The sequence below is a fragment of the Lacrimispora sp. genome (assembly GCF_047605665.1).
Classification (GTDB): Bacteria; Bacillota; Clostridia; order Lachnospirales; family Lachnospiraceae; genus Lacrimispora.
Genome location: NZ_JASGFH010000004.1, coordinates 99,181 through 122,983, shown reverse-complemented (window position 1 = coordinate 122,983; position 23,803 = coordinate 99,181). Strand labels below are relative to the sequence as shown.

The following is a 23,803-nucleotide window of genomic DNA, read 5'->3' as shown; positions in this document are numbered from 1 at the left end:
GAAATGCGCTTTGCAGGTTTCGCCTCGCTTCCGCGGCCGTCGCCCACAGAACATGCCTGCATGTTTGTCCGGCTTGTCACTGGCGCAAAAATGAAACCATGATTTGAATTATAGAGAAAGAGGTATGATTATGAAGAATCAGTTTGAGCTGGAACATATCGGTATCAATACCCCAAATGCAGAGGAAGCGCAAAAGCTGGCACAGCTTCTGAGCATGATGTTTAATCTGGAACCCCGCCACGGACAGAAGTCGGAATTTGGCGGGCCCTATTTTGAATGCATGAAGGCTCCCTTCCTGGGTACAAACGGCCATATTGCCATGCGTACAGCCGATCTGGCCGCTGCTGCAGAAGAATTGAAAGAGAAGGGTTTTTCCTTCAACATGGACACAGCCGCCTATACCGATGAAGGAAGCTTGAAAAATGTTTACCTGGACGGAGAGTTTGGCGGTTTTGCCATCCATATCATGCAGAAATAAGGGATTTAAGTGCCAGGTTACTGGTATACTACCAGCAGCCGGGCTTTTTTTCTTGAATTTATGCCGCGGCAGCAGATACACCGCCGATCTGACCGGTAGAAAACCGGAAGATCGCTGACAAAAGAGAACCGTAATATTTATTAAAAATTATCTTGACACAAGAAAAAATGTTTGTTATATTACATATAGAACAAACAAAATAATGGAAGTACATGGAACAGAAAAAAGGAGGGTACTCTCATGAATATCAATAAATTTACGCAAAAGTCTGTGGAAGCCGTCCAGAGGTGTGAGAAGCTTGCCTATGAGTACGGAAACCAGCAGATCGAGCAGGAACACATGCTTTACAGCCTTCTGACCATTGAAGACAGCCTGATTTTAAAACTGATCACTAAAATGAATATACAAAAAGAGCAGTTCCTCAATGAAGTGACAGGTGCCATTGAAAAGCTGCCAAAGGTGAGCGGAGGCAGCCTCTATATCAGCAATGATTTAAATAAGGTCTTAATCAGCGCTGAAGATGAGGCAAAGGCCATGGGAGATGAGTACGTTTCCGTAGAGCATCTGTTTCTTGCCATGCTAAAGCAGCCGTCCAGGGCTTTGAAGGAATTGTTTCGGCTTTACGGCATTACCAGGGAAAGCTTTCTGACCGCATTGTCTACGGTCAGGGGAAATCAGCGTGTGGTAAACGACAACCCGGAGGCCACCTATGACACCCTGACCAAGTATGGCTACGACATGGTGGAACGGGCCAGGGAACAGAAACTGGACCCGGTCATTGGCCGTGACAGTGAAATCCGCAATGTAGTCCGGATTCTTTCCAGAAAGACGAAAAACAACCCGGTTCTCATCGGTGAGCCCGGAGTGGGTAAGACTGCTGTAGTAGAAGGTCTGGCCCAGCGTATTGTCCGGGGCGATGTGCCGGAGGGATTAAAGGATAAAAAGCTCTTTGCACTCGACATGGGTGCACTGCTGGCAGGCGCCAAGTACCGGGGTGAATTTGAAGAGCGTCTGAAAGCGGTTCTCGATGAAGTGAAGAAAAGCGACGGCCAGATCGTCCTGTTTATCGATGAGCTACACACCATTGTAGGAGCCGGCAAGACAGAAGGGTCCATGGATGCGGGAAATATGTTAAAGCCCATGCTGGCAAGAGGCGAGCTTCACTGCATCGGTGCCACCACACTTGACGAGTACCGCCAGTATATTGAAAAGGATCAGGCTTTGGAGCGGCGGTTCCAGCCGGTTATGGTAGATGAACCTTCTGTGGAGGACACCATTTCTATATTGAGGGGACTGAAAGAGAGGTATGAAGTCTACCACGGCGTGAAAATCACGGATTCCGCCTTAGTATCGGCGGCTGTCCTGTCTGACCGCTACATCAGCGAGCGTTTTCTGCCGGATAAGGCCATTGACCTGGTGGATGAGGCCTGCGCCATGATTAAGACAGAGCTGGATTCCATGCCTGCGGAGCTGGATGAAATGTCCAGACGCATTATGCAGATGGAAATTGAAGAGGCCGCTTTGAAGAAAGAAACGGACCGTTTAAGCCAGGACCGTCTGGCAGAGCTTCAAAAAGAGCTGGCAGAGCTTCACGATGAATTCGCCTCCCAGAAAGCCCAGTGGGAAAATGAAAAGGCTTCTGTAGACCGCTTATCCACTCTGAGGGAAGAAATCGAAGCCATGAACCGGGAAATCCAGGCGGCCCAGCAAAAGTACGATTTAAACCGTGCCGCAGAGTTGCAATACGGAAAGCTTCCCCAGCTTCAAAAGGAGCTGGCAGAGGAAGAGGAGCGGATTAAGAATCAGGATTTAAGCCTGGTCCATGAAAGCGTGACAGAAGATGAGATTTCCAGAATCGTGTCCAAATGGACGGGAATTCCTGTCACCAGGCTGACGGAAGGGGAAAGAAATAAGACCCTTCACCTGGATGGAGAGCTTCATAAACGGATTATCGGCCAGGATGAGGCGGTGCAGAAGGTGACGGAAGCCATCATCCGCTCCAAGGCAGGAATCAAGGACCCCACAAAGCCCATCGGCTCCTTCCTGTTTTTAGGGCCTACTGGTGTGGGAAAGACGGAGCTTGCCAAGGCTCTTGCAGAAAGCCTCTTTGACGATGAAAATAACATTGTCAGAATCGACATGAGCGAATATATGGAGAAACACTCTGTCTCCAGGCTCATCGGAGCGCCTCCAGGATATGTGGGCTATGACGAGGGCGGCCAGTTGACGGAAGCAGTCAGGAGAAAGCCCTATTCCGTAGTGCTTTTTGATGAGGTGGAAAAGGCCCATCCCGATGTGTTTAACGTGCTGCTCCAGGTTCTTGACGACGGACGTATTACGGATTCTTCGGGAAAGACCGTTGACTTTAAAAATACTATCATCATTATGACTTCCAACATCGGCTCCCAATACCTGCTGACAGGAATTGATGACGCAGGAAACATCAGGGAAGACGCGGAGGCGATGGTCATGAATGATTTAAGAAACCATTTCCGCCCGGAATTCTTAAACCGTCTTGATGAAATGATCCTGTTCAAGCCCCTTGATAAAGAAAACATTGCAGGAATCATTGACCTGCTTCTTGCAGACTTGAATAAACGGGTGGAAGATCGGGAGCTGAGAATAGAGCTGACCGACCAGGCTAAGGAATTTGTAGTGGAACGCGGCTATGATCCGGTTTACGGCGCCCGGCCGTTAAAGCGCTATTTACAAAAGCATGTGGAAACCCTGGCAGCCAGAATCATCTTAGGAGATGAAGTGCGGGCCGGAAATGTGATCGTCATTGACGTATCAGAAGACGGCCAGAAGCTGATCGCTTATCTGGAATAAAGAAAAAAATAAAAAAGCAGAGGATGCTGAAAGATCACGGAAATAAAGTGATGGAGTAGCATCCTCTGCTTTTTGTAAAGGCCCCGTGAATTCTGCTTTAATCGATAAAGCGAAATCATCTTATGAACCTGATGATAAATACAGCATTATTTTTGCAGAAAAGAAGTCGTTTTCATTTTTCTCATACGTATTATATTCCAGAATTCCGTTATATTTTTCCACTGCACGTTTTACATTATTCAAACCAATGCCATGCCAGATTTTATCTTTTTTCGTGGAATACACTTTGCCGTCACGTATGTCAATATCCTGTGTATTGTAAGTATTCGTAACATCAATGGTAAGCACATCGTGTTTAGAGTTGATCGCAATGTGTACGAAACGCTCTTTGGCAGGGAGCTTTATGCAGGCTTCCAAAGCATTATCGAGCAAATTGCCCAGGATGATGGTTAAGTCCATTTGATTGATAGGAAGTGTGCTGGGCAGATTGACGGAGACTTCCATTTTTGTGTGCTGCTGTGCGGCCAGATACAGTTTGCTGTTAATCATGGCATCAATGACTGCGTCTTTACAGTTTATCCCGGCCTTCGGCATTTGAGTGGCATCAATGAGACTGTCGATATATTCCATCAAGTCCTCTTCCTTCTGCTGCATGGCCAATCCTTTGATGGCGCAAAAGTGGTTGTTCATATCATGGCGCTGTTCGCGTATGCTTGTCTGAAATTCCTGTATTAATTTTACCTGGTTCTGATAGGCGTCATTTTGCTGGGCGAGCAGAATATTCTCATATCTTAAGGATTCTTCTTTCATCAGTTTATTGTACAAATAAAAGACCAGGAAATTGATTGCAAACAGTATGATTATGATGCTCAAGGTTAAAAAGCTGGCTTGATTGCCGGAAATCTGTGTGTTCAGGGCATGTAAAATGTAGGTGCTCCCGGTAGGAACTAAGAAGATAGCAAGCCAATAAGAAGCAGGCAATTCCGCATCATCAGAATTTGAATGCTGAAACAGTGAACGGTTGATGAATGTTACGAGAATCAAATTCAGCAGTGTAGAAAAAGAAATTCCTATTATCATAAAATTAGTTTCACTGATTACAGTAAAAACAGATGCCTTAAATAAAAGGCTGATGGATGCCGCTGTACAGTCTTCGATGGCAATGCCCAGTATGTAGATAAAAGAAGTCGCAATCAGTTTTTTATAAAGCGGTGTTTTATACAGGAAGCCCATTAAAAATCCCATAATTAAATTAACCGCTATGTTTAAAGCCGGAATAATGACAGCATTTGACGAAGAGAGCATTCCGCTTATATTAAACGAAATGACGATAAGGTAATAGGCCGCATAAGCAAGGAATACTCTCTGATTTGAAACACGCTTTTTTTTGAGAAACGTGTCAATAAAAGTATAAATTGTATAGGTCCTGATCATATTTGACACAAGATATATAATGATTATGGCCATTTGGACTCATTCCCCTCGCTTCTTAGGTCCAGATATTTCTTTCTGACTTCTTTTCTTTTGGGCCCGCTGATTAACAGTTTCTTTTTATTCGCCATTATAACCTCGTTATAAGATATACAGCGGATGTGATCGTAATTTACCAGGTAGGAGTGGTGTATTAATAAAAAACCGGAATGTTCCAGAGGTTCGCATACATCGATTAATCTGCCATAGAAACTGTATGTTTCATCCACTGCGATCACATTGATTTTATGGCCTTTGGCTATTTCAAAGTAGTAGATTTCTTCCAGGGGCAGCTTCACCTGTCCTGTGGAAATATCTTTAAAAGTGTACGTTTTTTTCTGCTGCCCATGGAGCAATTCCATGGAACCCAGCAAACCTTCCTTAAAGAGCTCAGGGCAGATCGGTTTTGACAGAAACCGGAATGTGTTGAAGCGAAATACGTCTTTGGCATGCTGGTCATAAGAGGATATAAATATCAGAATGGTTTGCTTTATCTGAAAATGATGCCTTATTTTATCTGCCGTATCAATGCCGCTCATACCTCCCATTTTTATATCCAGAAAAGCGATATCATAGGAAGCCCCGTTTTCAAGCTCACTACATAATTCCTCTCCGGAAAGAAAGCTGTTGACTGAATAGGATATATTCCTTTCCGTCAGTATATTGTCGACCAGCTCTTTGATCTGATGCGCAAATACGGGCTCATCATCACAAATCGCAATTTTCGCCATCGTCATAATCAATTCCCTCTTTAAAAACATTTCCCGCTGGGCTGAAAAATCATATATGCCATAAACAGCCAGTTAAGCTTCATGCCTATTTTAACATAAATTCAAAAAATGTCTAACCCCTAAAAACGAACCGTCATTCGAGTTTTTGCTGTTATCATGCGAGAAATTGAAAACGTGATGCAGTGGCTGTTTATCTATGCTATACTTTGCAACTGAATCATTGACAGAATATGCAAGGAGTATGGGAAAGAACAGTATGAGCAAAAAAATTAAAATGACAGACACAATGCTATGGTTAAATGGTACATACGCCGGAATTATCATGGAAAACGGCGGGGATATTTTCAGTTACGGCGCCCGCAAGATGCCCTTTCAGCTATTTAACAGGAAATTAGAGAGAACTTCATTAAAAGTATGGTGGGGCATAAGAGGTACAGCAGAGCTTTTGGAGCAGATTGAAGATAAATCCGGGGAAGGCGGACTGCATTGCTTTTTCGATGAAGTGATGTCGCGCAAGGAGCTTATGGAGCTGCCAAAAGAGAAATTTGATGAAGAGATTCAAAGGGAACTTCATGAGGAGGACAGTGAGTATCAAGAGAATATAATCCAAAAGATGCAGATAATCCGGGAGATGTCACAGGAAAAGAAACGGCCCACCATCATTGCATATGATTATTGCCGTGCAATCATGCTCTGTATACGAGGGTATGCCTGTGGGTATATACCTTTTGAACGCTCCATTGGAATGGCCATTGTTATTGCCAAAAAGCTTCAGAAGCACTTTCGCTCATGGGATGAAATGAACGAAAGCTATTTGACCGGTTACGAATATTGGCTCCGGCAGTATAAGGAGGTCGATCAGAGTTTAGAGGATCGGATCAAAGCAACCGATGAAGTCCGGGATTTGGAGAACAGTCCGTTTAACCTTCCATGGGATATGGAGCTATGCCACCCAGGGGTTAATCCTGATGATTATGTTTTGTTTTCCGGCAGCAGGACCGTTCAAAAAAAGACAGTTCAAAAGAAGACAGAAGGCATGGTGCATATCACACTGCATTTGAACGCAAGGCTTCAGCCGATAGACAGAGGGGATGTATACGAATATGACCTAGATAAAACATTAAAGAAATATCGGATGGGCGAAATTGTCGGCGGAGGCACGGCGCTTGGTAAAGACGGAGAAGTGGAAGATTGCGATATCGAAATCAGCCTGAAGGAAGATTTAATAGAGGATTTCATTGGCTTTGTTAACAGTATCCCTATTCCCAAGGGAAGTTACTTAATGATTGATGAAGACACCTTGTCAGAAAAAGACCGCTTTCAGCGGGATAAAATAAATGTAGGTCAACTGGAAGGTCTTGCGCTTTATTTAAACGGAAGCGATTTGCCAAAAGAGGTGTATGAATCTTGTGATGTAAACTATGTGATGGAAGAATTGGAAAAAATATTGTCAGACTGTGGAGAAATGTTCAGTTATTTTGAAGGAAGCACGGAAACTGCACTTTATTTCTACGGAGAGAGCTTCGATAAAATGAAAAACAGGATAAGCAGTTTTATTGAAGACTATCCCCTTTGCCGCCAATGCAGAATTATACAGATTGCGTGACAGATATCCTGCATTTAATACACTATTTGATCGTGCTGATAGGGAGGATTGCCATGAAGTACTTAAATGCTGCCATTGCCAAACAACCGGACAGAGCCGAATTCATACTCTGATTTGTTGAATGTAACGTCAATTTTGAGGGAGGAAATTTAACGATGTCTAAAACAGTCTTTTTCAATTCTTACAAGCTAAAAAAGGGAGTGTCTGTTTCAGATTTTTTACTTGCGGTAGAAAAGTTAAGCACCGAGCATATCTCTAAGCAAAAAGGCTATATTTCGTTTGATCTGCTTGTTGACGGTGATATATGGGCAGACTCTACGATTTTTGAAACAATGGATGATGCAAAAAGATTTGCAGAATCAAGTGAACCAAACGAATTTGCTGAAAGGTTCTATTCTTTTATTAATTTAAATAGTTGCAAAACCCATTTTTTTTCGATTGAAAGAAGTTACTAGATGCCAACTTACGGAGCAGCTTTAAACCAAAGGACAATAATATTTTACAGAGAACAACAGGAGGTACATATGAGCTATATTGACGGCAATAAAGCGGCTTGGGAAGAAGCGTTTGATCACCGACATCCCAATTGGGGTGAGGAAAATTATATCCGGTTACAGAAGGAAATACTGCCCTTCATTTGCAATGATATGGTTAAAGAATTAGAAAAGATGAATCTTGCGGGAAAAGACATTGCCCAGTTCTGCTGCAATAACGGGCGGGAAATTTTATCCTTGATGCAATTGGGCGCAAAATCCGGTGTGGGTTTTGACATTGCCGAAAACATCATTATGCAGGCCAGGGATACTGCAGAAAAAGCAGGCATCACTAATTGCCGGTTTGTTTCGTGCAATATATTGGAGATTCCGGAAGAATACCATAACTGCTTTGATTTCATCATGTTTACAGTCGGAGCAATTACATGGTTTAAAGATATAAAAGCCCTCTTTCAGAAAGTATCCGATTGTTTAAAGCCCGGCGGTGTGCTGCTCATACATGACTTCCATCCGATCATGAATATGCTGCCCATGCCCGGTGAACCGGAATTTGATGAGAAGCAGTTAAATAAAATTGCATATTCCTATTTCAGAAAAGAGCCCTGGATTGAAAATGAAGGCATGAGCTATATGTCAGAACAGTATTCCTCAAAGACCTTCACCAGTTTCTCCCATACAATGTCCGATCTCATCAATGGAGTGAGCTCTGCACAGATGCATGTGATCAGGCTGAATGAGTACGATTACGATATCGGGCTGTCTGACGCATACGATAAAAAGGGATTTCCTCTCTCTTATATCCTCACTGCCAAAAAGTGACGGATTGACAAGGGCGGCGCAAGACACTGTCAATGAGTTTTGTTATTGACAGTGTTTTTGCGCCGCCCTCTTTTAATTTTAATATGAAATTAAATCCCCATATCTTCCTTCACACATTTAAAGCATTCCACTGCAAAATCCAAATCCTCTTTTGTATGGGCGGCGGATATCTGAGTGCGGATTCTGGCCCTGTCTTTTGGCACGACAGGATAGCAGAAGCCGATGACGTACACACCCCGTTCCAGCATCCTTGCCGCAAATTCCACGGCCGTCTTTGCATCATACAGCATAATCGCCACAATGGGATGATCACTCTCTATGATATCAAATCCCACCTCTTTGATCTTCTCCCTGAAATAACGGGTATTTTCATGAACCCGGTCCCTGTACTCGGTGCTCCGCTCAAGGATTTCTAAGGTCTTTATGGCCCCTCCGGCAATTGCAGGAGCTACGGTATTGGAAAACAGATAAGGTCTGCTCTTTTGGCGGAGTAAATCCACGATTTCCTGCCTGGCGCTGGTATATCCGCCGCTGGCTCCGCCAAGCGCCTTGCCCAGCGTGCCGGTGATGATATCCACCCGGTCCATGACGCCGCAGTGTTCCGGTGTGCCTTTGCCAAGCTTTCCCATAAATCCTACTGCATGGCTGTCATCCACCATCACCAGCGCGTCATACTTGTCAGCCAGATCGCAGATCGCTTTCAAATCAGCAACAATACCGTCCATGGAAAAGACGCCGTCCGTGGCAATCAGACGTATCCTGGCATCCTGGGAATCCTTTAAGCACTGTTCCAGCTCTTCCATATTATTATTGGAATAACGGAAGCGCTTTGCCTTGCATAAACGAACGCCGTCAATGATGCTGGCATGATTTAAGGCGTCGCTGATCACCGCATCTTCCTCTGTCAAGAGCGTCTCAAACAGGCCTCCGTTTGCATCGAAGCAGGAGGAATACAAAATCGTATCATCCATACCCAGGAAAGAAGAAATTTTTGCTTCCAGCTCCTTGTGTATCCCCTGGGTTCCGCAGATGAAACGCACGGAAGAGAGGCCGTAACCCCATGTATCATAAGTGGCTTTGGCCGCCGCTATAATCTCCTGGTTGTCAGAAAGCCCAAGATAGTTGTTGGCACACATATTGATGACATTTTCTGTCTTCGTCGTGTTGATTCTGCTCCTCTGAGGCGTTGTAATAATGCGCTCTTCCTTGTAAGTGCCGTCTCCTTTGGCCTGCTCCACCGCTTCTTTAAAATAGTTTAACGCTTTTTTCATAATATCACTTCTCTCCTCTCGTTCATTTTCCATGTCCGCTCCGATGATTTTTACTGTCATCACGTTCTTTCATTACTCTGTCAGATCTTCGTCCAGTCCAGAACTACCTTTCCGCACTGCCCGCTGTTCATTACGTCAAAGCCCTTCTGGAAATCCCGGAAATCAAATTTGTGTGTGATAATCTTCTCTATCTCAAGACCGCTGTTTAACATGGCCATCATCTTGTACCAGGTTTCAAACATTTCCCTTCCGTAGATTCCCTTTATCTGCAGACAGTTGAGCACGATCTTATTCCAAGGCACCACGGTATCGCTTCCCTGAAGTCCCAGCACCGCGATCTTGCCGCCGTTGTACATGTGGTCAATCATGGAAGTAAATGCCTGACCGTTGCCGGACATCTCAAGCCCGATATCAAAGCCTTCTTCGATATGAAGCTCCCGCATCTTGTCATCTAAGCTCTCCCTGGCTACATTGACCGTGTGGACATTGCATATTTCCCTGGCCAGATTCAGCCGGTAATCATTGACGTCTGTAATCACCACATGTTTGGCTCCCACATGACGGCAGATCGCCGCAGCCATAATGCCGATAGGGCCGGCTCCTGTGATCAGCACATCTTCCCCAACCAGATTATAGGATAAAGCTGTATGCACCGCATTGCCCAGAGGATCAAAGGAAGAGCATAATTCCTCAGAAATTCCCGGCTCACAGATAATGACATTGGTCTGGGGAATCACCAGATACTGTGCGTATGCCCCATCCCGGTTCACTCCTACGCCCACAGTATTTTTACAGAGATGACGTTTTCCTGCTTTGCAGTTGCGGCAATGGCCGCATACGATATGGCCCTCTCCTGATACGATATCGCCGATGTTAAATTCCTTCACCAGGCTGCCGGCTTCCACGATTTCACCGACGAATTCGTGTCCGATGGTCATGGGCGGTTTTATGGTTTCCTGGGACCACTTATCCCAGTTATAGATATGCAGATCCGTACCGCAGATTGATGTGTAGTGAATCTTGATCTTCACATCATTTTCTCCTGTCACGGGAATGGGGACTTCTCTGAGCGCCAGACCCTTCCCCGCCTGTTCCTTTACAATCGCATACATCATATTTTCTTTCATTGTAACCTCCACCTTTCTCATTATTTTACATGTCTTTGTGAGACGTAAAATGTCTTCCTGTAAAAGACATTCCCCCTTTTAACGTCTCTCTTGCAAAGACATAATATCATGAATGACCTCAGATTACAATCCCTTTTCTTGTGATTTATACCAGAAAATTTACTGTAAAAAGGCAAAAAGCATAATAATTGTACAAGAGGATTTTTAGCCCTGCCACACCCTTTTCTCATACCTGCCAGAGAATATCCCTGTTAATGGTGCGGTAAAACAGCTCCCGTATTTCTTCTCTATCCTGGGTCTGTCCCAGAATCCACATCAGTTTCGTCACTGTGGCCTCCAGGGTCATGTCATAGGCTTCCAAAAGTCCCAGCTCTTTTTTGATGGAGTGACCCACCTCATAGACGGACATATTGCTGCCCTCATTGGTCACCTGAGTGGCCATGACCACTGTTTTTCCGTGAGAAATCCATGCTTCAACGGACTTGTAAAAGTCCCCGGTATCATAGGAAGGCAGTCCGCCCACCCCAAAGGATTCTATGATCACCGCATCGTAATGTTCCGCCAGATAATCCAGAACATCTGATCCCATGGAAGGAATCAGCTTCATCAAAGCCACACGGGGATTTAAGGTCCTGAAAAACTGCACCTGTCTGGAGCAGGCTGCTTTATCGTCTAAGTAAAACAGCACCTGCCCATCCTGAACCGTGGCAATATAAGGAAAGTTGATGCTGGAAAAAGCGTTGTAGCTTTTGCTCCTCTCCTTTTTGCCCCGTGTGCCTGCAATGACCTTGCCGTCAAAAACGATGGTGACCCCATGGGCCTTTTCCTGGCTTGCAAACCGGAGGCTGTCTGATAAATTGGTGCGGGCATCGGTATTTTCCATGTCAATGGGCCTTTGGGCTCCGGTGATCACGATGGGCTTTCGTGAATTCTGAATCAGATAGGAAAGTGCAGAAGCCGTATAAGCCATGGTATCGGTGCCGTGGCAGATGACAAAGCCGTCGTAATCGTTATAATGGGTTTCAATGGCCTCTGCCATGGCAAGCCAGTGATCAGGCTGCATGTTGGTGCTGTCTATATTCAGTATCTGCAGGCTGTCCGCCTGGCAGAAGCTGGCTGTTTCCGGGACGTAAGAAAGGATTTCATCCGAGGTGAGAAGGGGCTTTAAGCCCTGGTCGCTTCTTTTACAGGCGATGGTGCCTCCTGTTCCCAGCATCAATATTTTTTTCATCTGTGATATTACCTCCTGAGGGACATTAATATATGATTGTAGCACTGATTCTTTTATCCGTATAGGGGAATCCTGTAATTATTGATAAAAATATATTGATAAAAAGGAAAAGGAAAAGCTGTTAAAAAAGGGGGATTTAAGAAGTTAAATTCTGGCTTTAAAAGATTCACAATGGGGAAATTTTGTGATAGAATAGCTTTTATACCGGAATAGGAGAATCAAAAAATGTTCAATATACCAAAAGACCCTGCGATATTGCTGAGCTATATCAACACTCAGTTAAGAGACTATTACCCCTCTCTGGAAGAATGCTGCTTAAGCCTTGGAATTGAGGCCGGGGAATTGTCCCATGCCCTGGAAGCCATTGATTATTACTATAACAGAGAGAGAAATCAGTTTATATGAAAAAACTTAGAGGGTCGTCGCTGAAGCGGTGGCCTTTTTGAAATAGGACCCGGAGAACTATCGCTTAAACAGGAGGAGTTTATGATAGAGACAATTTGGAGACAGGCGGCAGATATGTGGAACTGGTCCATGGATCATTTGATTTACATTAATCTGGTTCTTTCGGTTATCATCGTGTTTTTCCAGAGGCGGGACCCTAAGACGGTCTGGACCTGGCTTCTGGCCCTTTATTTCGTTCCCGTGTTCGGAATTTTGGTTTATCTGCTCTTTGGCCAGGATATGAGAAAGGATAGGCTGTTCCGGGTCAAGGAAGTGGAAGACCGGATGCGTTACTCCATAAAGAGCCAGGAGGAATTTTTAAAAAAGAATGACATCAGGCTCATGTCCACCTTATCCCGCGATTACGAGGACCTGGTGGTCTATAATTTAGAGACGTCAGGCTCTGTGCTGACCGTTGATAACAGCATTGAGATATTTACCGATGGAGAAGAAAAATTCCGGGATTTGCGGACAGAGCTTTCCAAGGCAGTCCATTTCATTCATATGCAGTATTATATCATCAAGGATGACGAGGTGTTTGACTCCATCATCCCTATTTTAATTGAACGGGCCAACGCCGGGGTTGAGGTGCGAATCCTCTGTGACGGTATGGGCGGACGCTTTATGGCGAAGGAAAAATGGAGAAGGCTGAAATCAAACGGCGTAAAGGTGGGAATCTTCTTCCCACCCATCTTAGGCAGGCTCCAGCTTCGGGTCAATTACCGCAACCACAGAAAGATCGTGGTCATTGACAATCAGATCGGATATGTGGGCGGCTTTAATATCGGCAAAGAGTACATTTCCAAGGACCCTAAATTCGGCTACTGGCGGGATACCCATTTAAAGATACAGGGAGGCTCGGTGCTGAGCCTGCAGATCCGCTTTGCCCTGGACTGGAATTATGCCACAGGGGAAAACCTGTTTAAGAATATGAAGTATTTCTGCGAAGAAGAGGATGGAAGCTGTCTGGAATGCTATGGAATCGACGAAAGCTGGGAGGCGGAGAAACGGCTTGGTATCCAGATCATTGCCAGCGGCCCTGATGCCAGGAGCCGCCAGATCAGAGACAACTACATCAGGCTTTTTTCCAAGGCGAGGGACCACATCTACATCCAGACCCCTTATTTCGTACCTGACGATGCGGTGCTGTCCACCTTAAAGATCGCGGCCCGGTCCGGTGTGGATGTGAGGCTTATGATTCCATGCAAGCCGGACCACCCCTTTGTCTACTGGGCGACCTACTCCTATGTGGGAGATTTGCTGTTCGCAGGAGCCAGATGCTATACCTATGAAAACGGATTCCTTCATTCTAAAGGCGTTATGACCGACGGAAAGGTCAGCTCCTACGGCACTGCCAACATGGATATCCGAAGCTTTGAACTGAATTTTGAGGTGAATGCTGTGATCTATGACGAGGAGACCACCAGGAAGCTGGAGGAGCTGTTTTTGGAGGACTTAAAGTCATGCAAGGAGATCACTCCTGAGAAATACGGAGAGCGCAGCCTTTTGATCCGGCTTAAGGAACAGGGAAGCAGACTGCTGTCTCCGCTCCTGTAGAATTCTTTTACAGCATAACATAATATCCCCATAACCGGCGCATAATGAAGGTTATGAAGACATTAACACAAAACTTAAAACAACTTCCCCTCGATTTCTGCAAATGCGGAATCACAGGCTGGTGTCTGGAGGTTATTTTCACCTCCACCGACTCCATTCTGCGCCAGGACTGGCGGCTGATGGGCCATACTTCCCTTCTCATGTTCCCTATTTACGGCTGCGGCGCTCTCTTAGGCCCCATCGGAAATCTCATCGACCAGTGGGTCAATCCCGGCCCCGGACTGGCGGTAAAACGGGCGGACACGGCTATCCGCCACGGGTTCCTTTACATGGTCCTGATCTTTGTGGCGGAATACCTTGCGGGAACCCTTTTAAGAGGACAGGGAATGTGCCCCTGGGATTACTCAGGGCGTAATACGAACATCGACGGACTGATCCGTCTGGACTTTGCACCTTTGTGGTTTGCCACAGGACTGTTGTTTGAACAAATTACAAAAAAGAAAGGCGGGTAGTATTGTAATTACAGATTTCATTCTATATAATAGATAGGATGGAGGACTAGACAAATGATACGTTTTATTCTTGTAGCAACAACAGTAATTGGCTTTTTAGTGCTCAGCATTCCTCTTCTCCTGGTGGAATGGCTGATAGGAAGGCGCAACCGGAGGCTGCGGGATGTGCAGAGTTTGAAAGTGGTTCAGGCATTGTTCCGGCTCTGTCTCTGGCTTTCAGGGGTGAAACTCACGGTAAAAGGGCGGGAGAACATTCCGTCGGACAGTGCCGTTTTATATGTGGGAAACCACAGAAGCTATTTTGATATTCTGGTGGGATATGTGACGGTTCCCGGCCTTACGGGCTTTGTGGCAAAAAAGGAAATGGAACAGATTCCCCTCCTTTCCAATTGGATGAGTTATGTAAACTGCCTGTTTCTGGACAGGCATAATATAAAAGAAGGCTTAAAGACCATACTGGAAGGCATTGACCAGGTGAAAAAAGGGATATCCGTCTGGATTTTCCCGGAAGGGACCCGCAATGAACAGGAAAACCTCCTGGACCTCCTTCCCTTTAAGGAAGGCAGCTTAAAGATTGCGGAAAAAGGGGGCTGCCCGGTGGTGCCTGTGGCGATTACAGGAACAGCCGAGGTTTTTGAAAAGCACCTGCCCTTTATCAGACCTTCTCACGTGACCATTGAATTCGGCAGGCCATTTCTCATTAAGGAACTGGCGCCGGAACATAAGAAGTTTCCGGGGGCCTATGTGGAAGAGCAGATCAAGGCCCTTTTGAGGGAGGAACTGGTTTCCCAGGGAAAGCTTCCTCTCAAAGAAGCTCATATACAAACAGATAAGACAAAGGAATACAAAGACCTATGAAAACATTGGATTTGCAGGAAATAAGAGAAAAGCTTGACCGGATTGACAGGGAGATCGTGTCCCTGTTTGAAGAGCGCATGAAGGTAGTAGGCGATGTGGCTGAATTTAAGATCACCACAGGCAAGCAGGTTTATGACGGGGAAAGGGAACAGCAAAAGATTGAAGACGTGACCGGAATGGTGGAGGATGAATTCCGCAAGCAGGCGGTCAGAGAGCTGTTCACCCAGATGATGACCATCAGCCGCCGCCAGCAGTACAGGCTTTTGGCAGAACACGGCCTCACCGTGAAAAATGATTTCCAGCCGGTGAAAAGCCTGCCCATGGAGCAGGTGCGGGTGGTATATCAGGGAGTGGAAGGGGCCTATACCCATGAAGCTACCCTCCAGTACTTTGGAACGGACGGAGAAATATACCACGTTCAGTCCTGGGAGGATGTCATGAAGGCTGTGGCAGAGGGAGAAGCCGATTACGGGGTTCTTCCCATTGAAAACTCCTCGGCAGGAGCGGTCATCGACAATTACGACCTTTTGATCAAATACCAGAATTATATAGTGGCAGAGACTTTTCTCACAGTGAATCACGCTCTGCTGGGCCTTCCCGGAGCTTCCACCCAGGATATCAGGACCGTATTTTCCCATCCCCAGGCTCTTATGCAGTGCTCTGAGTATTTAAATTCCAACAGGCAGTGGAAGCAGATCAGTCTGGAAAATACCGCTGTGGCGGCCAAAAAGGTGGTGGAGGAAGGGGATTTATCCCAGGCAGCCGTTGCCAGCGAGATCGCAGGAAAGCTTTACGGCTTAAACGTCTTAAAATCCTCTATTAACCACAATAAGAACAACACCACCCGGTTCATCATCCTGTCCAGGAAACCGGTATACAGGGAAGACGCGCAGAAGGTCAGCATAAGCTTTGAGCTGCCTCATAAAAGCGGTACGTTATATAATATGCTGAGCAATTTCATTTACAATGGGGTCAATATGAGGATGATCGAATCCAGGCCCATACCGGGAAGGAACTGGGAATACCGTTTCTTCGTGGATATTGAAGGAAACCTAAGCGACTGCGCCGTTCAGAATGCTTTAAAGGGCATATCGGAAGAGGGCCTTAACATGAGGGTGCTGGGAAATTATTAAGAATGCTTCAGGGTCCGGCTTAAGGTTAAAGCCGGGCCCCAATTTATACAAGGGAGAGATAAGATGAAGTCTCAGGAACTGATTTTATACAGAAATATGAAGCACAAGGAATTGTTTGACAAGGTGGCATGCCTCTTGAGCCTGGAGCAGGCAGATGCAGCAGAAGCGGCCCACGTCCTGCGGGCCTGCGCCGGAGAGCTGATTGAGCTGGCTTCCTATTACGGCTTTGAGGGCAACCTATGGCACTGCTTTCTGGCTCTGTGCCTGGCAGGTGATGAGAACGCCTACAGCACCTCCTGTGAGATCACAGGGGCTTCCCACGGCACGCTCAATGAACTGGCTGCCCATGATTTTAAGATCATGAAGGAGCTGTTTGACTATGATATCTGCGCTCTGGATGACTTGGACCGGGGACCGGGAATCTGGTCTGCCTTATCCTGCTATCAGGCTGCAAACGGCGGCAGCAAGGTCTATAACAAGCACGTCAGGGATCAGATTCTGGCTCTGGCCTCTTCACTGGAAAAAGCCGCAGACGAAAAAGAATTTGCAGCAGAGGTGACAGAGTTTTACCGCAGGCTGGGCGTGGGAAAATTCGGCTTAAACAAAGCCTTTCGCATCGAAGAAGAGGGACATGAACCCCGCATCCTGCCCATTCCCAACATCGAAGACACCCATCTGGACGATATCATCGGATACCGCCTCCAAAAGCAGAAGCTGATTGAAAATACGGAAGCCTTTTTAAATGGACAGCCGGCCAATAATGTCCTGCTGTTTGGAGACAGCGGAACAGGAAAGTCCTCCAGCATCAAGGCCGTTCTCAACGAGTACTATGACAGAGGCTTACGGATCATTGAGGTCTATAAGCACCAGTTTAAGTCCTTATCAAAGATTCAGGAGCAGATCAAGGACCGGAAATATAAATTTATCATTTACATGGATGACTTATCCTTTGAGGATTCGGAGCTGGAATACAAGTATTTAAAGGCCATCATCGAAGGGGGACTGGGCATCAAGCCGGGCAATGTGCTGATCTATGCCACCTCCAACCGGCGCCACCTCATACGGGAGAAATTCAGCGACAAGAGAGAACTGGATGATGATTTACATAATAATGACACAGTCCAGGAAAAGCTCTCTCTTGTGGCCCGTTTCGGTGTGACCATCTATTACGGCTCTCCTGACAGGGCGGAATTCAGGGAAATTGTAAAGGGCCTTGCAGAGCGCTATAAGCTGGAAATTCCTTTAGAGGAGCTGTATGCCAGGGCCAATATATGGGAGCTGCACCACGGGGGATTATCAGGCAGAACGGCCAGCCAGTTCATCACCCATCTCCTGGGAAAAGAAGCCGAAAAAAACGGGTAAAATTTTACAGGGAATTGACACAAAGGCTGGAAGAATGTGGTAAAATAATAAAAAAGTCTGCCCCCGCTGGGTACAAAGGAGGACGGTTATGGCCATAAAATTATTTGCAGCCATTGATGTGGGATCTTTGGAGGTGGAGCTTGGAATTTATGAGGTTTCTGCCAAATTCGGAATAAAAAAAATAGACCATTTGCGTCATGTCATTGCCCTTGGAAGAGATACCTATAATAACGGAAAGATCAGCTACCGTCTGGTGGACGAGCTGTGCAGTGTCATCAAAGAATTTTCTGATATCATGAAGACATACGGAGTGGAAGAGTGCCGTGCCTATGCCACCAGCGCTTTAAGAGAGGCGAAGAATAACCAGATCATACTGGACCAGATCCGGGTCAGGACAGGAATTGAAGTCCAGATCATGAGCAACTCGGAACTGCGCTTTATCAGCTACAAAGCCATTGCATCAAAGGCAGGAGAGTTTAACAGAATCATAGAAAAAGGGACGGCCATTGTGGATGCAGGCTTTGGAAGCATGCAGATGTCCCTGTTTGATAAAGATGCCCTGGTCTCCACCCAGAATCTCATGCTTGGGGTGCTGAGGGTCAAGGAGCTTTTAGGGACCGTCCAGGCCGATCTTCGGATGCAAAAGACCCTGATTGAAGAGATGGTGGACAATGAGCTCCATACCTTCCGGAAGCTGTATTTAAAGGACAGGGAAATTAAGAACCTCATCGGAATCGGAGAAAGCCTTCTCTATCTTTCCCAGGCCACCCATGGGGGAATGCCTGCGGAGAAGATCACTGCGGAAGAATTCATAAAATTCTACGGCACCATAGAAACCCTGCCCTTAGACCAGTTAGAAGACCGGTTTGACCTCAATGCCGAATACGCCTCCCTTCTGCTTCCCACTGCCATCATCTTTAAGCGGATACTGGAGCTGACAGGAGCGGAGATGTTCTGGATTCCGGAAGTCCGTCTCTGTGACAGCATGGCAGCCGAATATGCGGAGGAAATCAAGGCCGTGAAGTTCGGCCATGACTTTTCCCAGGACATACTGGCGGCCTCCCGGAACATGGCAAAGCGGTACAAATGCCATGGAGGCCATACGGCCATGATGGAAAAGTATGTCCTTGAAATTTTCGATACCATGAAAAAATATCACGGCATGGGAAAGCGGGAAAGGCTTCTGCTCCATATCGCTGCCCTTCTTCACGGCTGCGGCAAGTTTGTCAGCATGAAGGAGCCAAGCGAATCGGCCTATCACATCATCATGTCAACGGAGATCATCGGCTTATCCCACATGGAACGGGAGCTGGTTGCCAATGTGGTCCGGTACAATGAGTCGGAATTTGACTACACCAGGCTCAATTTAAACAAAGGCCTCCTCCACGGCACCAGGAGCACCATATCCCGCGAGGGCATCACCATTCTGACGGCAAAGCTGACCGCTATCCTGCGCCTGGCCGATGCCCTGGACAGAAGCCACAAGGGAAAGCTGTCAGACTGCCGGATCAATGTCAAGGACGGGCAGCTTGTGGTGACCGCGTCTTATGAAGGGGATATGACCCTGGAGATCGTGACGTTTGAACAGAAATCGGATTTCTTTGAAGAAATATTTGGAATCAGACCGGTTCTGAGGCAGAAAAGGAGGTTATCCTGATGGCAGAAATCAATGAGCGCTTTTACAATCCTGAAAATTACGTAAACCGGGAGCTGAGCTGGCTGGAATTTAATTACCGGGTCCTTGGGGAAGCCAGGGATAAGGCCATTCCCCTTTTTGAACGCCTGAAATTTTTAAGCATCACCGCCTCCAACTTAGATGAATTCTACATGGTCCGTGTGGCCTCCTTAAAGGACTTAGTCCATGCAAAATACACCAGGCCCGACATCGCAGGCTTAAAGCCTTCTGAGCAGCTTGAACGGATCGGTGAGCGCACTCATGAGCTGGCGGCTCTCCAGTATTCCACCTATAACCGGTCCCTGATTCCCGCTCTTAAGCAGAACGGCTTAAAGGTGGTCTCTTACCATGAGGACTTAAATGAAGAGGAAGCAGCCTATGCGGACCGGTATTTCGAACAGAATGTATATCCGGTTTTAACCCCCATGGCCGTGGATTCCTCCAGGCCCTTTCCCCTCATCCGCAACAAGTCTTTAAACATTGCGGCCCTCCTCCAGAAAAAGAGCGGGGAAGAGGAACTGGAATTTGCCATGGTCCAGGTGCCAAGCGTCCTTTCCAGAATCGTGGAACTGCCTCAGGGAGCTGACGGGGAACGGGCCGTCATCCTGCTGGAGCAGATCATAGAACGGAACATCGGAAGCCTGTTTTTAAATTACAACGTGATCACCGCCCATCCGTTCCGCATCATGAGAAATGCGGACTTGACCATTGACGAAGAGGAAGCAGTGGACCTTTTGGAGGAAATCCAGAAGCAGCTTAAAAAACGCCAGTGGGGAGAGGCCATCCGTCTGGAAATAGAGGAAAAGATGGATAAGCAGCTCTTAAAGATATTAAAGAAGGAGATGCGCATCGGTTCCGGCGATATCTTTGAGATTCCGGGCCCCCTCGATTTGACGTTCCTCATGAAGATGTACGCAGTGCAGGGCTTTGACCACCTAAAGGAAGCGCCTCACATTCCCCAGCCGGTCTGCGCCTTAATGAATGACGAGGACATCTTTTCCAACATCCAAAACGGGGACATCCTGCTCCATCACCCTTACGAAACCTTTGATCCGGTGGTGAATTTTGTCCGGTCGGCAGCCAGTGACCCTGAGGTCCTCGCCATCAAGCAGACCCTTTACCGGGTCAGCGGAAATTCCCCCATCGTTGCGGCTCTGGCAGAGGCAGCCGACAACGGAAAGCAGGTTTCAGTTCTGGTGGAATTAAAAGCGCGGTTTGACGAGGAAAATAACATCAACTGGGCAAAACAATTGGAAAAAGCGGGCTGTCACGTCATCTATGGCCTGCTGGGCCTAAAAACCCACAGCAAGATCACCCTGGTGGTGCGCAGGGAAGAAGACGGCATCCGCCGCTACGTCCACCTGGGAACAGGAAATTACAACGATTCCACGGCAAAGCTTTATACAGACTTGGGGATTATGACCTGCAATCCTCTCATCGGAGAGGATGCCACCGCTGTGTTTAACATGCTGTCCGGCTATTCCGAGCCCCTTCACTGGAACAAGCTGGTGGTGGCTCCTATCTGGCTGCGGGCCAGATTCCTAAAGATGATCCGCAGGGAGGCGAAAAATGCCCTGGCCGGAAAGCCTGCGGGCATCATGGCAAAGATGAACTCCTTATGTGACAAGGAGATCATAGCAGCCCTTTATGAAGCCTCCTGCGCAGGGGTGAAGATTCAGCTTTTGGTCCGCGGCATATGCAGCTTAAAAGCCGGCATACCGGGCCTTAGCGAAAACATCGAGGTTCATTCCATCATTGGAAACTTCCTGGAACACGCCCGCATCTTTTACTTTAAAAATGACGGAGCCCCGGAGCTCTACATGGGAAGCGCCGACTGGATGCCAAGAAACCTGGATAAACGTGTGGAAATCATGTTTCCGGTAGAGGATGAGGAGCTGAAGGAACGGGTCAGGGAAATTCTGGAGATTCAGTTGGAAGACAACGTAAAAGCCCACATCCTGCAGCCTGACGGAACGTATGAAAAGCCGGATAAAAGAGGAAAAGCCCTGGTCAACAGCCAGGAATACTTCTGCCGGGAAGCCGTTTCCATGGTGAAGAAAGAACTGGGCCGCTTGGACCCTTTAAGCAACCGGGTATTCTACCCTGTAGAGGCTGAAACATCCTCCTAAAATATAGCTTTTTTGTAAGAAAATAGTAAGGCAAAGATACTTTTCTTGTGGTAAAATGGATAAGAGTCTAGGCGGTGCAGAAATATTTGCCCGGTTGGAGCGTGTGAGCTCGCTCACTAAGCACCAAATGGGTAAATATTTCTATAGGGCGGAACGCCCGTCATTCATAATTTGGCGCAGCCAAATTATGAATGCACCGCCGGAACCTCACACACAATACGACAAGGGAGGTATTTTTCATGTCCGAAACAATAAACATACTGGTCGTGGATGATGAAAAAGAAATAGCAGACCTGGTAGAAATCTACTTAGTCAGCGACGGATATAAAGTACATAAAGCCAACAACGCCCAGGAGGGCCTGGATATCCTGGAAAAAAATTCCATTCACTTAGTTCTTTTAGACATCATGATGCCCGGCATGGACGGACTGCAAATGTGCAAAAAGATACGCGAAACCAACAACATCCCCATCATCATGCTCAGCGCCAAGTCCACTGACTTAGACAAAATTTTAGGCCTGGGCACCGGTGCCGACGACTACGTCACAAAGCCCTTTAACCCCCTGGAACTGACGGCAAGGGTGAAATCCCAGCTTCGCCGTTACACCCAGCTAAACCCCAACAGCGCCTCCAATGAGATGGCAAAAAATGAAATCTCCATCAGGGGACTCACCATCAACAAAGACAATCACAAAGTGACGGTTTACAACGAAGAGATCAAACTGACTCCCATTGAGTTTGACATTCTCTACCTCTTAGCCTCCAACCCAGGCAGAGTTTTCAGCACAGACGAAATTTTCGAAAAGGTCTGGAATGAAAAAGTATACGAGGCCAACAACACCGTCATGGTACATATCAGGCGTTTAAGGGGCAAGATGAAGGAAGATACCAGACAGAACAAAATCATCACCACTGTCTGGGGGGTAGGTTACAAAATTGAGAAGTGATATGAACCGCCGTTTCCATACCCGTGTCATTGCCAATATTTTTTACAGCGCAGTTGTTACGGTTTTAATTGAAATATTTCTGGTCACCAATGTTTCCCTGATCGCTTCCTACATGAGAAATACCCAGAGAGACAATGTATTTTTAGAGATGCTCACCTCCTTTGATGTGGTGGTCATCCTGATTTACGTTCTCCTGGGCATCGGCATGTTCACGGTCACCTTTCTCATCCTTCAGGAAAAGTCCATGAAGTACATAGCAAGGATTTCCAATGCCATGCAGAGCATTTCCGAAGGGGATTTAAATGTCACTGTGGACATTGAGGGAGATGATGAGTTCTCGGTCATGGCTGCCAGCTTAAACAAGATGGTGGGAGACTTAAGAGAGCTGATGGATAAGGAGCGGGAGGCAGAGCGGACGAAAAATGAGCTGATCACCAACATTGCCCACGATTTAAGAACTCCCCTCACCTCTATCATCGGCTATCTGGAGCTCTTGTCCGGAGACAGCCACTTAGACAGTGAGATGCGGAAAAAATATACCGGCATTGCCTATGTGAAGACGAAGCGTCTGGAAAAGCTGATTGAAGACTTATTCGGATTCACCAAGTTGAACTACGGAAAGATTTCCATGAACGTGTCCAGGGTGGATGTGGTAAAGCTTTTAAGCCAGCTCTTAGAGGAATTTTACCCCAGCTTTGTGGATAAGAACTTATCGTATGAGCTCCAGAGCAATGTTCCGGTCCAGGTCATCACAGCCGACGGGAATTTGCTGGCCCGCCTGTTTGACAACCTGATCAACAATGCCATCAAGTACGGGGCGGACGGAAAGCGGATTCTGGTGCGGATTCACGGAGGCGAAGAGCTGGTGACTTTCCAGGTCGTCAATTACGGCTACGTGATTCCGGAAGAGGAGCTTCCTCTGATATTTAATAAATTTTACCGGGTAGAGCAGTCCCGTTCCACCAACACGGGCGGAACAGGGCTTGGCCTTGCCATTGCCAAAAACATTGTGGATATGCACGGCGGAACCATTGATGTGACCAGTGACTTATCCGGAACTGTTTTTACGGTAAAACTGCAGGTTAATTTTGATGTGAACAAAGAGAACTTTGGAAAGATAGGGTGACAGA

The 23,803-nt window shown here is 46.7% G+C and carries 20 protein-coding genes; 15 read left to right on the top strand and 5 right to left on the bottom strand.

Annotated features, from left to right (window positions below):
* The first annotated feature begins 130 nt into the window (after positions 1-130).
* Together QM657_RS04400 and clpB are read left to right on the top strand one after the other, a co-directional pair.
* Positions 131-478 carry a 2-dehydro-3-deoxyphosphogluconate aldolase gene (locus QM657_RS04400; RefSeq protein WP_415065334.1) on the top strand — a complete coding sequence of 116 codons (348 nt, stop codon included), beginning with the start codon at positions 131-133 and terminating at the stop codon, positions 476-478.
* A 240-nt stretch (positions 479-718) separates the two neighbouring features.
* Positions 719-3,307, top strand: a complete 2,589-nt coding sequence (gene clpB / locus QM657_RS04395) for an ATP-dependent chaperone ClpB (RefSeq protein ID WP_415065333.1) — start codon at positions 719-721, stop codon at positions 3,305-3,307.
* 120 nt (positions 3,308-3,427) lie between these two features.
* On the opposite strand, the gene QM657_RS04390 is transcribed toward clpB, so the two are convergent.
* Positions 3,428-4,552 (bottom strand): GHKL domain-containing protein, encoded by a 1,125-nt coding sequence (locus tag QM657_RS04390; protein WP_415065332.1) that lies wholly within the window; start codon positions 4,550-4,552, stop codon positions 3,428-3,430.
* 212 nt (positions 4,553-4,764) lie between these two features.
* Positions 4,765-5,514 (bottom strand): LytR/AlgR family response regulator transcription factor, encoded by a 750-nt coding sequence (locus QM657_RS04385; protein WP_415065331.1) that lies wholly within the window; start codon positions 5,512-5,514, stop codon positions 4,765-4,767.
* A gap of 250 nt (positions 5,515-5,764) precedes the next feature.
* On the opposite strand from QM657_RS04385, the gene QM657_RS04380 reads away from it, so the two are divergent.
* The 3 genes from QM657_RS04380 to QM657_RS04370 all read left to right on the top strand — a co-directional run bounded on the left by QM657_RS04380 (position 5,765) and on the right by QM657_RS04370 (position 8,427).
* Positions 5,765-7,114 carry a DUF1266 domain-containing protein gene (locus tag QM657_RS04380; RefSeq protein ID WP_415065330.1) on the top strand — a complete coding sequence of 450 codons (1,350 nt, stop codon included), beginning with the start codon at positions 5,765-5,767 and terminating at the stop codon, positions 7,112-7,114.
* Positions 7,115-7,269: 155 nt separating this feature from the next.
* Complete coding sequence (locus tag QM657_RS04375; RefSeq protein WP_415065329.1) at positions 7,270-7,569, top strand: hypothetical protein; 300 nt, start codon at positions 7,270-7,272, stop codon at positions 7,567-7,569.
* A 69-nt stretch (positions 7,570-7,638) separates the two neighbouring features.
* Positions 7,639-8,427, top strand: a complete 789-nt coding sequence (locus QM657_RS04370; protein ID WP_415065328.1) for a class I SAM-dependent methyltransferase — start codon at positions 7,639-7,641, stop codon at positions 8,425-8,427.
* An 89-nt stretch (positions 8,428-8,516) separates the two neighbouring features.
* Here QM657_RS04370 and QM657_RS04365 read toward each other — a convergent pair whose 3' ends face one another.
* The 3 genes from QM657_RS04365 to QM657_RS04355 all read right to left on the bottom strand — a co-directional run bounded on the left by QM657_RS04365 (position 8,517) and on the right by QM657_RS04355 (position 12,056).
* On the bottom strand, positions 8,517-9,698 hold the full coding sequence (locus QM657_RS04365) for a glycine C-acetyltransferase (RefSeq protein WP_415065437.1): 1,182 nt from the start codon (positions 9,696-9,698) through the stop codon (positions 8,517-8,519).
* Between the two features lie 80 nt (positions 9,699-9,778).
* Positions 9,779-10,810: an L-threonine 3-dehydrogenase gene (gene tdh / locus QM657_RS04360; RefSeq protein WP_415065436.1), complete on the bottom strand. Its 1,032-nt coding sequence runs from the start codon at positions 10,808-10,810 to the stop codon at positions 9,779-9,781.
* A gap of 241 nt (positions 10,811-11,051) precedes the next feature.
* Positions 11,052-12,056 carry an asparaginase gene (locus tag QM657_RS04355; protein WP_415065327.1) on the bottom strand — a complete coding sequence of 335 codons (1,005 nt, stop codon included), beginning with the start codon at positions 12,054-12,056 and terminating at the stop codon, positions 11,052-11,054.
* Positions 12,057-12,281: 225 nt separating this feature from the next.
* Between QM657_RS04355 and QM657_RS04350 the strand changes: the two genes are divergently transcribed.
* The 10 genes from QM657_RS04350 (at position 12,282) to QM657_RS04305 (ending at position 23,799) form a co-directional block, all read left to right on the top strand.
* A complete protein-coding gene (locus tag QM657_RS04350; RefSeq protein ID WP_415065326.1) occupies positions 12,282-12,461 on the top strand; it encodes a DUF4250 domain-containing protein in 180 nt (59 codons plus the stop codon).
* Positions 12,462-12,542: 81 nt separating this feature from the next.
* A complete protein-coding gene (gene cls, locus QM657_RS04345) occupies positions 12,543-14,057 on the top strand; it encodes a cardiolipin synthase (protein WP_415065325.1) in 1,515 nt (504 codons plus the stop codon).
* 44 nt (positions 14,058-14,101) lie between these two features.
* On the top strand, positions 14,102-14,569 hold the full coding sequence (locus QM657_RS04340) for a putative ABC transporter permease (RefSeq protein ID WP_415065324.1): 468 nt from the start codon (positions 14,102-14,104) through the stop codon (positions 14,567-14,569).
* Positions 14,570-14,623: 54 nt separating this feature from the next.
* Positions 14,624-15,427: a lysophospholipid acyltransferase family protein gene (locus QM657_RS04335; protein WP_415065323.1), complete on the top strand. Its 804-nt coding sequence runs from the start codon at positions 14,624-14,626 to the stop codon at positions 15,425-15,427.
* Positions 15,424-16,560, top strand: a complete 1,137-nt coding sequence (pheA, locus tag QM657_RS04330) for a prephenate dehydratase (RefSeq protein ID WP_415065322.1) — start codon at positions 15,424-15,426, stop codon at positions 16,558-16,560. Before QM657_RS04335 ends, pheA begins: the two co-directional genes overlap by 4 nt.
* Positions 16,561-16,623: 63 nt before the next feature.
* Complete coding sequence (locus QM657_RS04325) at positions 16,624-17,922, top strand: ATP-binding protein (RefSeq protein ID WP_415065321.1); 1,299 nt, start codon at positions 16,624-16,626, stop codon at positions 17,920-17,922.
* A gap of 88 nt (positions 17,923-18,010) precedes the next feature.
* On the top strand, positions 18,011-19,579 hold the full coding sequence (locus tag QM657_RS04320) for an exopolyphosphatase (protein ID WP_415065320.1): 1,569 nt from the start codon (positions 18,011-18,013) through the stop codon (positions 19,577-19,579).
* A complete protein-coding gene (locus tag QM657_RS04315) occupies positions 19,579-21,726 on the top strand; it encodes an RNA degradosome polyphosphate kinase (protein WP_415065319.1) in 2,148 nt (715 codons plus the stop codon). Before QM657_RS04320 ends, QM657_RS04315 begins: the two co-directional genes overlap by 1 nt.
* 239 nt (positions 21,727-21,965) lie before the next feature.
* Positions 21,966-22,673, top strand: coding sequence for a response regulator transcription factor (locus QM657_RS04310; protein WP_415065318.1), 708 nt, complete (start codon positions 21,966-21,968; stop codon positions 22,671-22,673).
* Positions 22,663-23,799: a sensor histidine kinase gene (locus QM657_RS04305; RefSeq protein ID WP_415065317.1), complete on the top strand. Its 1,137-nt coding sequence runs from the start codon at positions 22,663-22,665 to the stop codon at positions 23,797-23,799. The genes QM657_RS04310 and QM657_RS04305 overlap by 11 nt, the downstream gene beginning before the upstream one ends.
* Positions 23,800-23,803 lie beyond the last annotated feature (4 nt).

Coding starts and splice junctions, on each gene's coding strand:
- QM657_RS04400 (WP_415065334.1), top strand. CDS start 131: ATGAAGAATCAGTTTGAGCTGGAACATATCGGTATCAATACCCCAAAT.
- clpB (WP_415065333.1), top strand. CDS start 719: ATGAATATCAATAAATTTACGCAAAAGTCTGTGGAAGCCGTCCAGAGG.
- QM657_RS04390 (WP_415065332.1), bottom strand. CDS start 4,552: ATGGGATTTTTAATGGGCTTCCTGTATAAAACACCGCTTTATAAAAAA.
- QM657_RS04385 (WP_415065331.1), bottom strand. CDS start 5,514: ATGACGATGGCGAAAATTGCGATTTGTGATGATGAGCCCGTATTTGCG.
- QM657_RS04380 (WP_415065330.1), top strand. CDS start 5,765: ATGAGCAAAAAAATTAAAATGACAGACACAATGCTATGGTTAAATGGT.
- QM657_RS04375 (WP_415065329.1), top strand. CDS start 7,270: ATGTCTAAAACAGTCTTTTTCAATTCTTACAAGCTAAAAAAGGGAGTG.
- QM657_RS04370 (WP_415065328.1), top strand. CDS start 7,639: ATGAGCTATATTGACGGCAATAAAGCGGCTTGGGAAGAAGCGTTTGAT.
- QM657_RS04365 (WP_415065437.1), bottom strand. CDS start 9,698: ATGAAAAAAGCGTTAAACTATTTTAAAGAAGCGGTGGAGCAGGCCAAA.
- tdh (WP_415065436.1), bottom strand. CDS start 10,810: ATGTATGCGATTGTAAAGGAACAGGCGGGGAAGGGTCTGGCGCTCAGA.
- QM657_RS04355 (WP_415065327.1), bottom strand. CDS start 12,056: ATGAAAAAAATATTGATGCTGGGAACAGGAGGCACCATCGCCTGTAAA.
- QM657_RS04350 (WP_415065326.1), top strand. CDS start 12,282: ATGTTCAATATACCAAAAGACCCTGCGATATTGCTGAGCTATATCAAC.
- cls (WP_415065325.1), top strand. CDS start 12,543: ATGATAGAGACAATTTGGAGACAGGCGGCAGATATGTGGAACTGGTCC.
- QM657_RS04340 (WP_415065324.1), top strand. CDS start 14,102: ATGAAGGTTATGAAGACATTAACACAAAACTTAAAACAACTTCCCCTC.
- QM657_RS04335 (WP_415065323.1), top strand. CDS start 14,624: ATGATACGTTTTATTCTTGTAGCAACAACAGTAATTGGCTTTTTAGTG.
- pheA (WP_415065322.1), top strand. CDS start 15,424: ATGAAAACATTGGATTTGCAGGAAATAAGAGAAAAGCTTGACCGGATT.
- QM657_RS04325 (WP_415065321.1), top strand. CDS start 16,624: ATGAAGTCTCAGGAACTGATTTTATACAGAAATATGAAGCACAAGGAA.
- QM657_RS04320 (WP_415065320.1), top strand. CDS start 18,011: ATGGCCATAAAATTATTTGCAGCCATTGATGTGGGATCTTTGGAGGTG.
- QM657_RS04315 (WP_415065319.1), top strand. CDS start 19,579: ATGGCAGAAATCAATGAGCGCTTTTACAATCCTGAAAATTACGTAAAC.
- QM657_RS04310 (WP_415065318.1), top strand. CDS start 21,966: ATGTCCGAAACAATAAACATACTGGTCGTGGATGATGAAAAAGAAATA.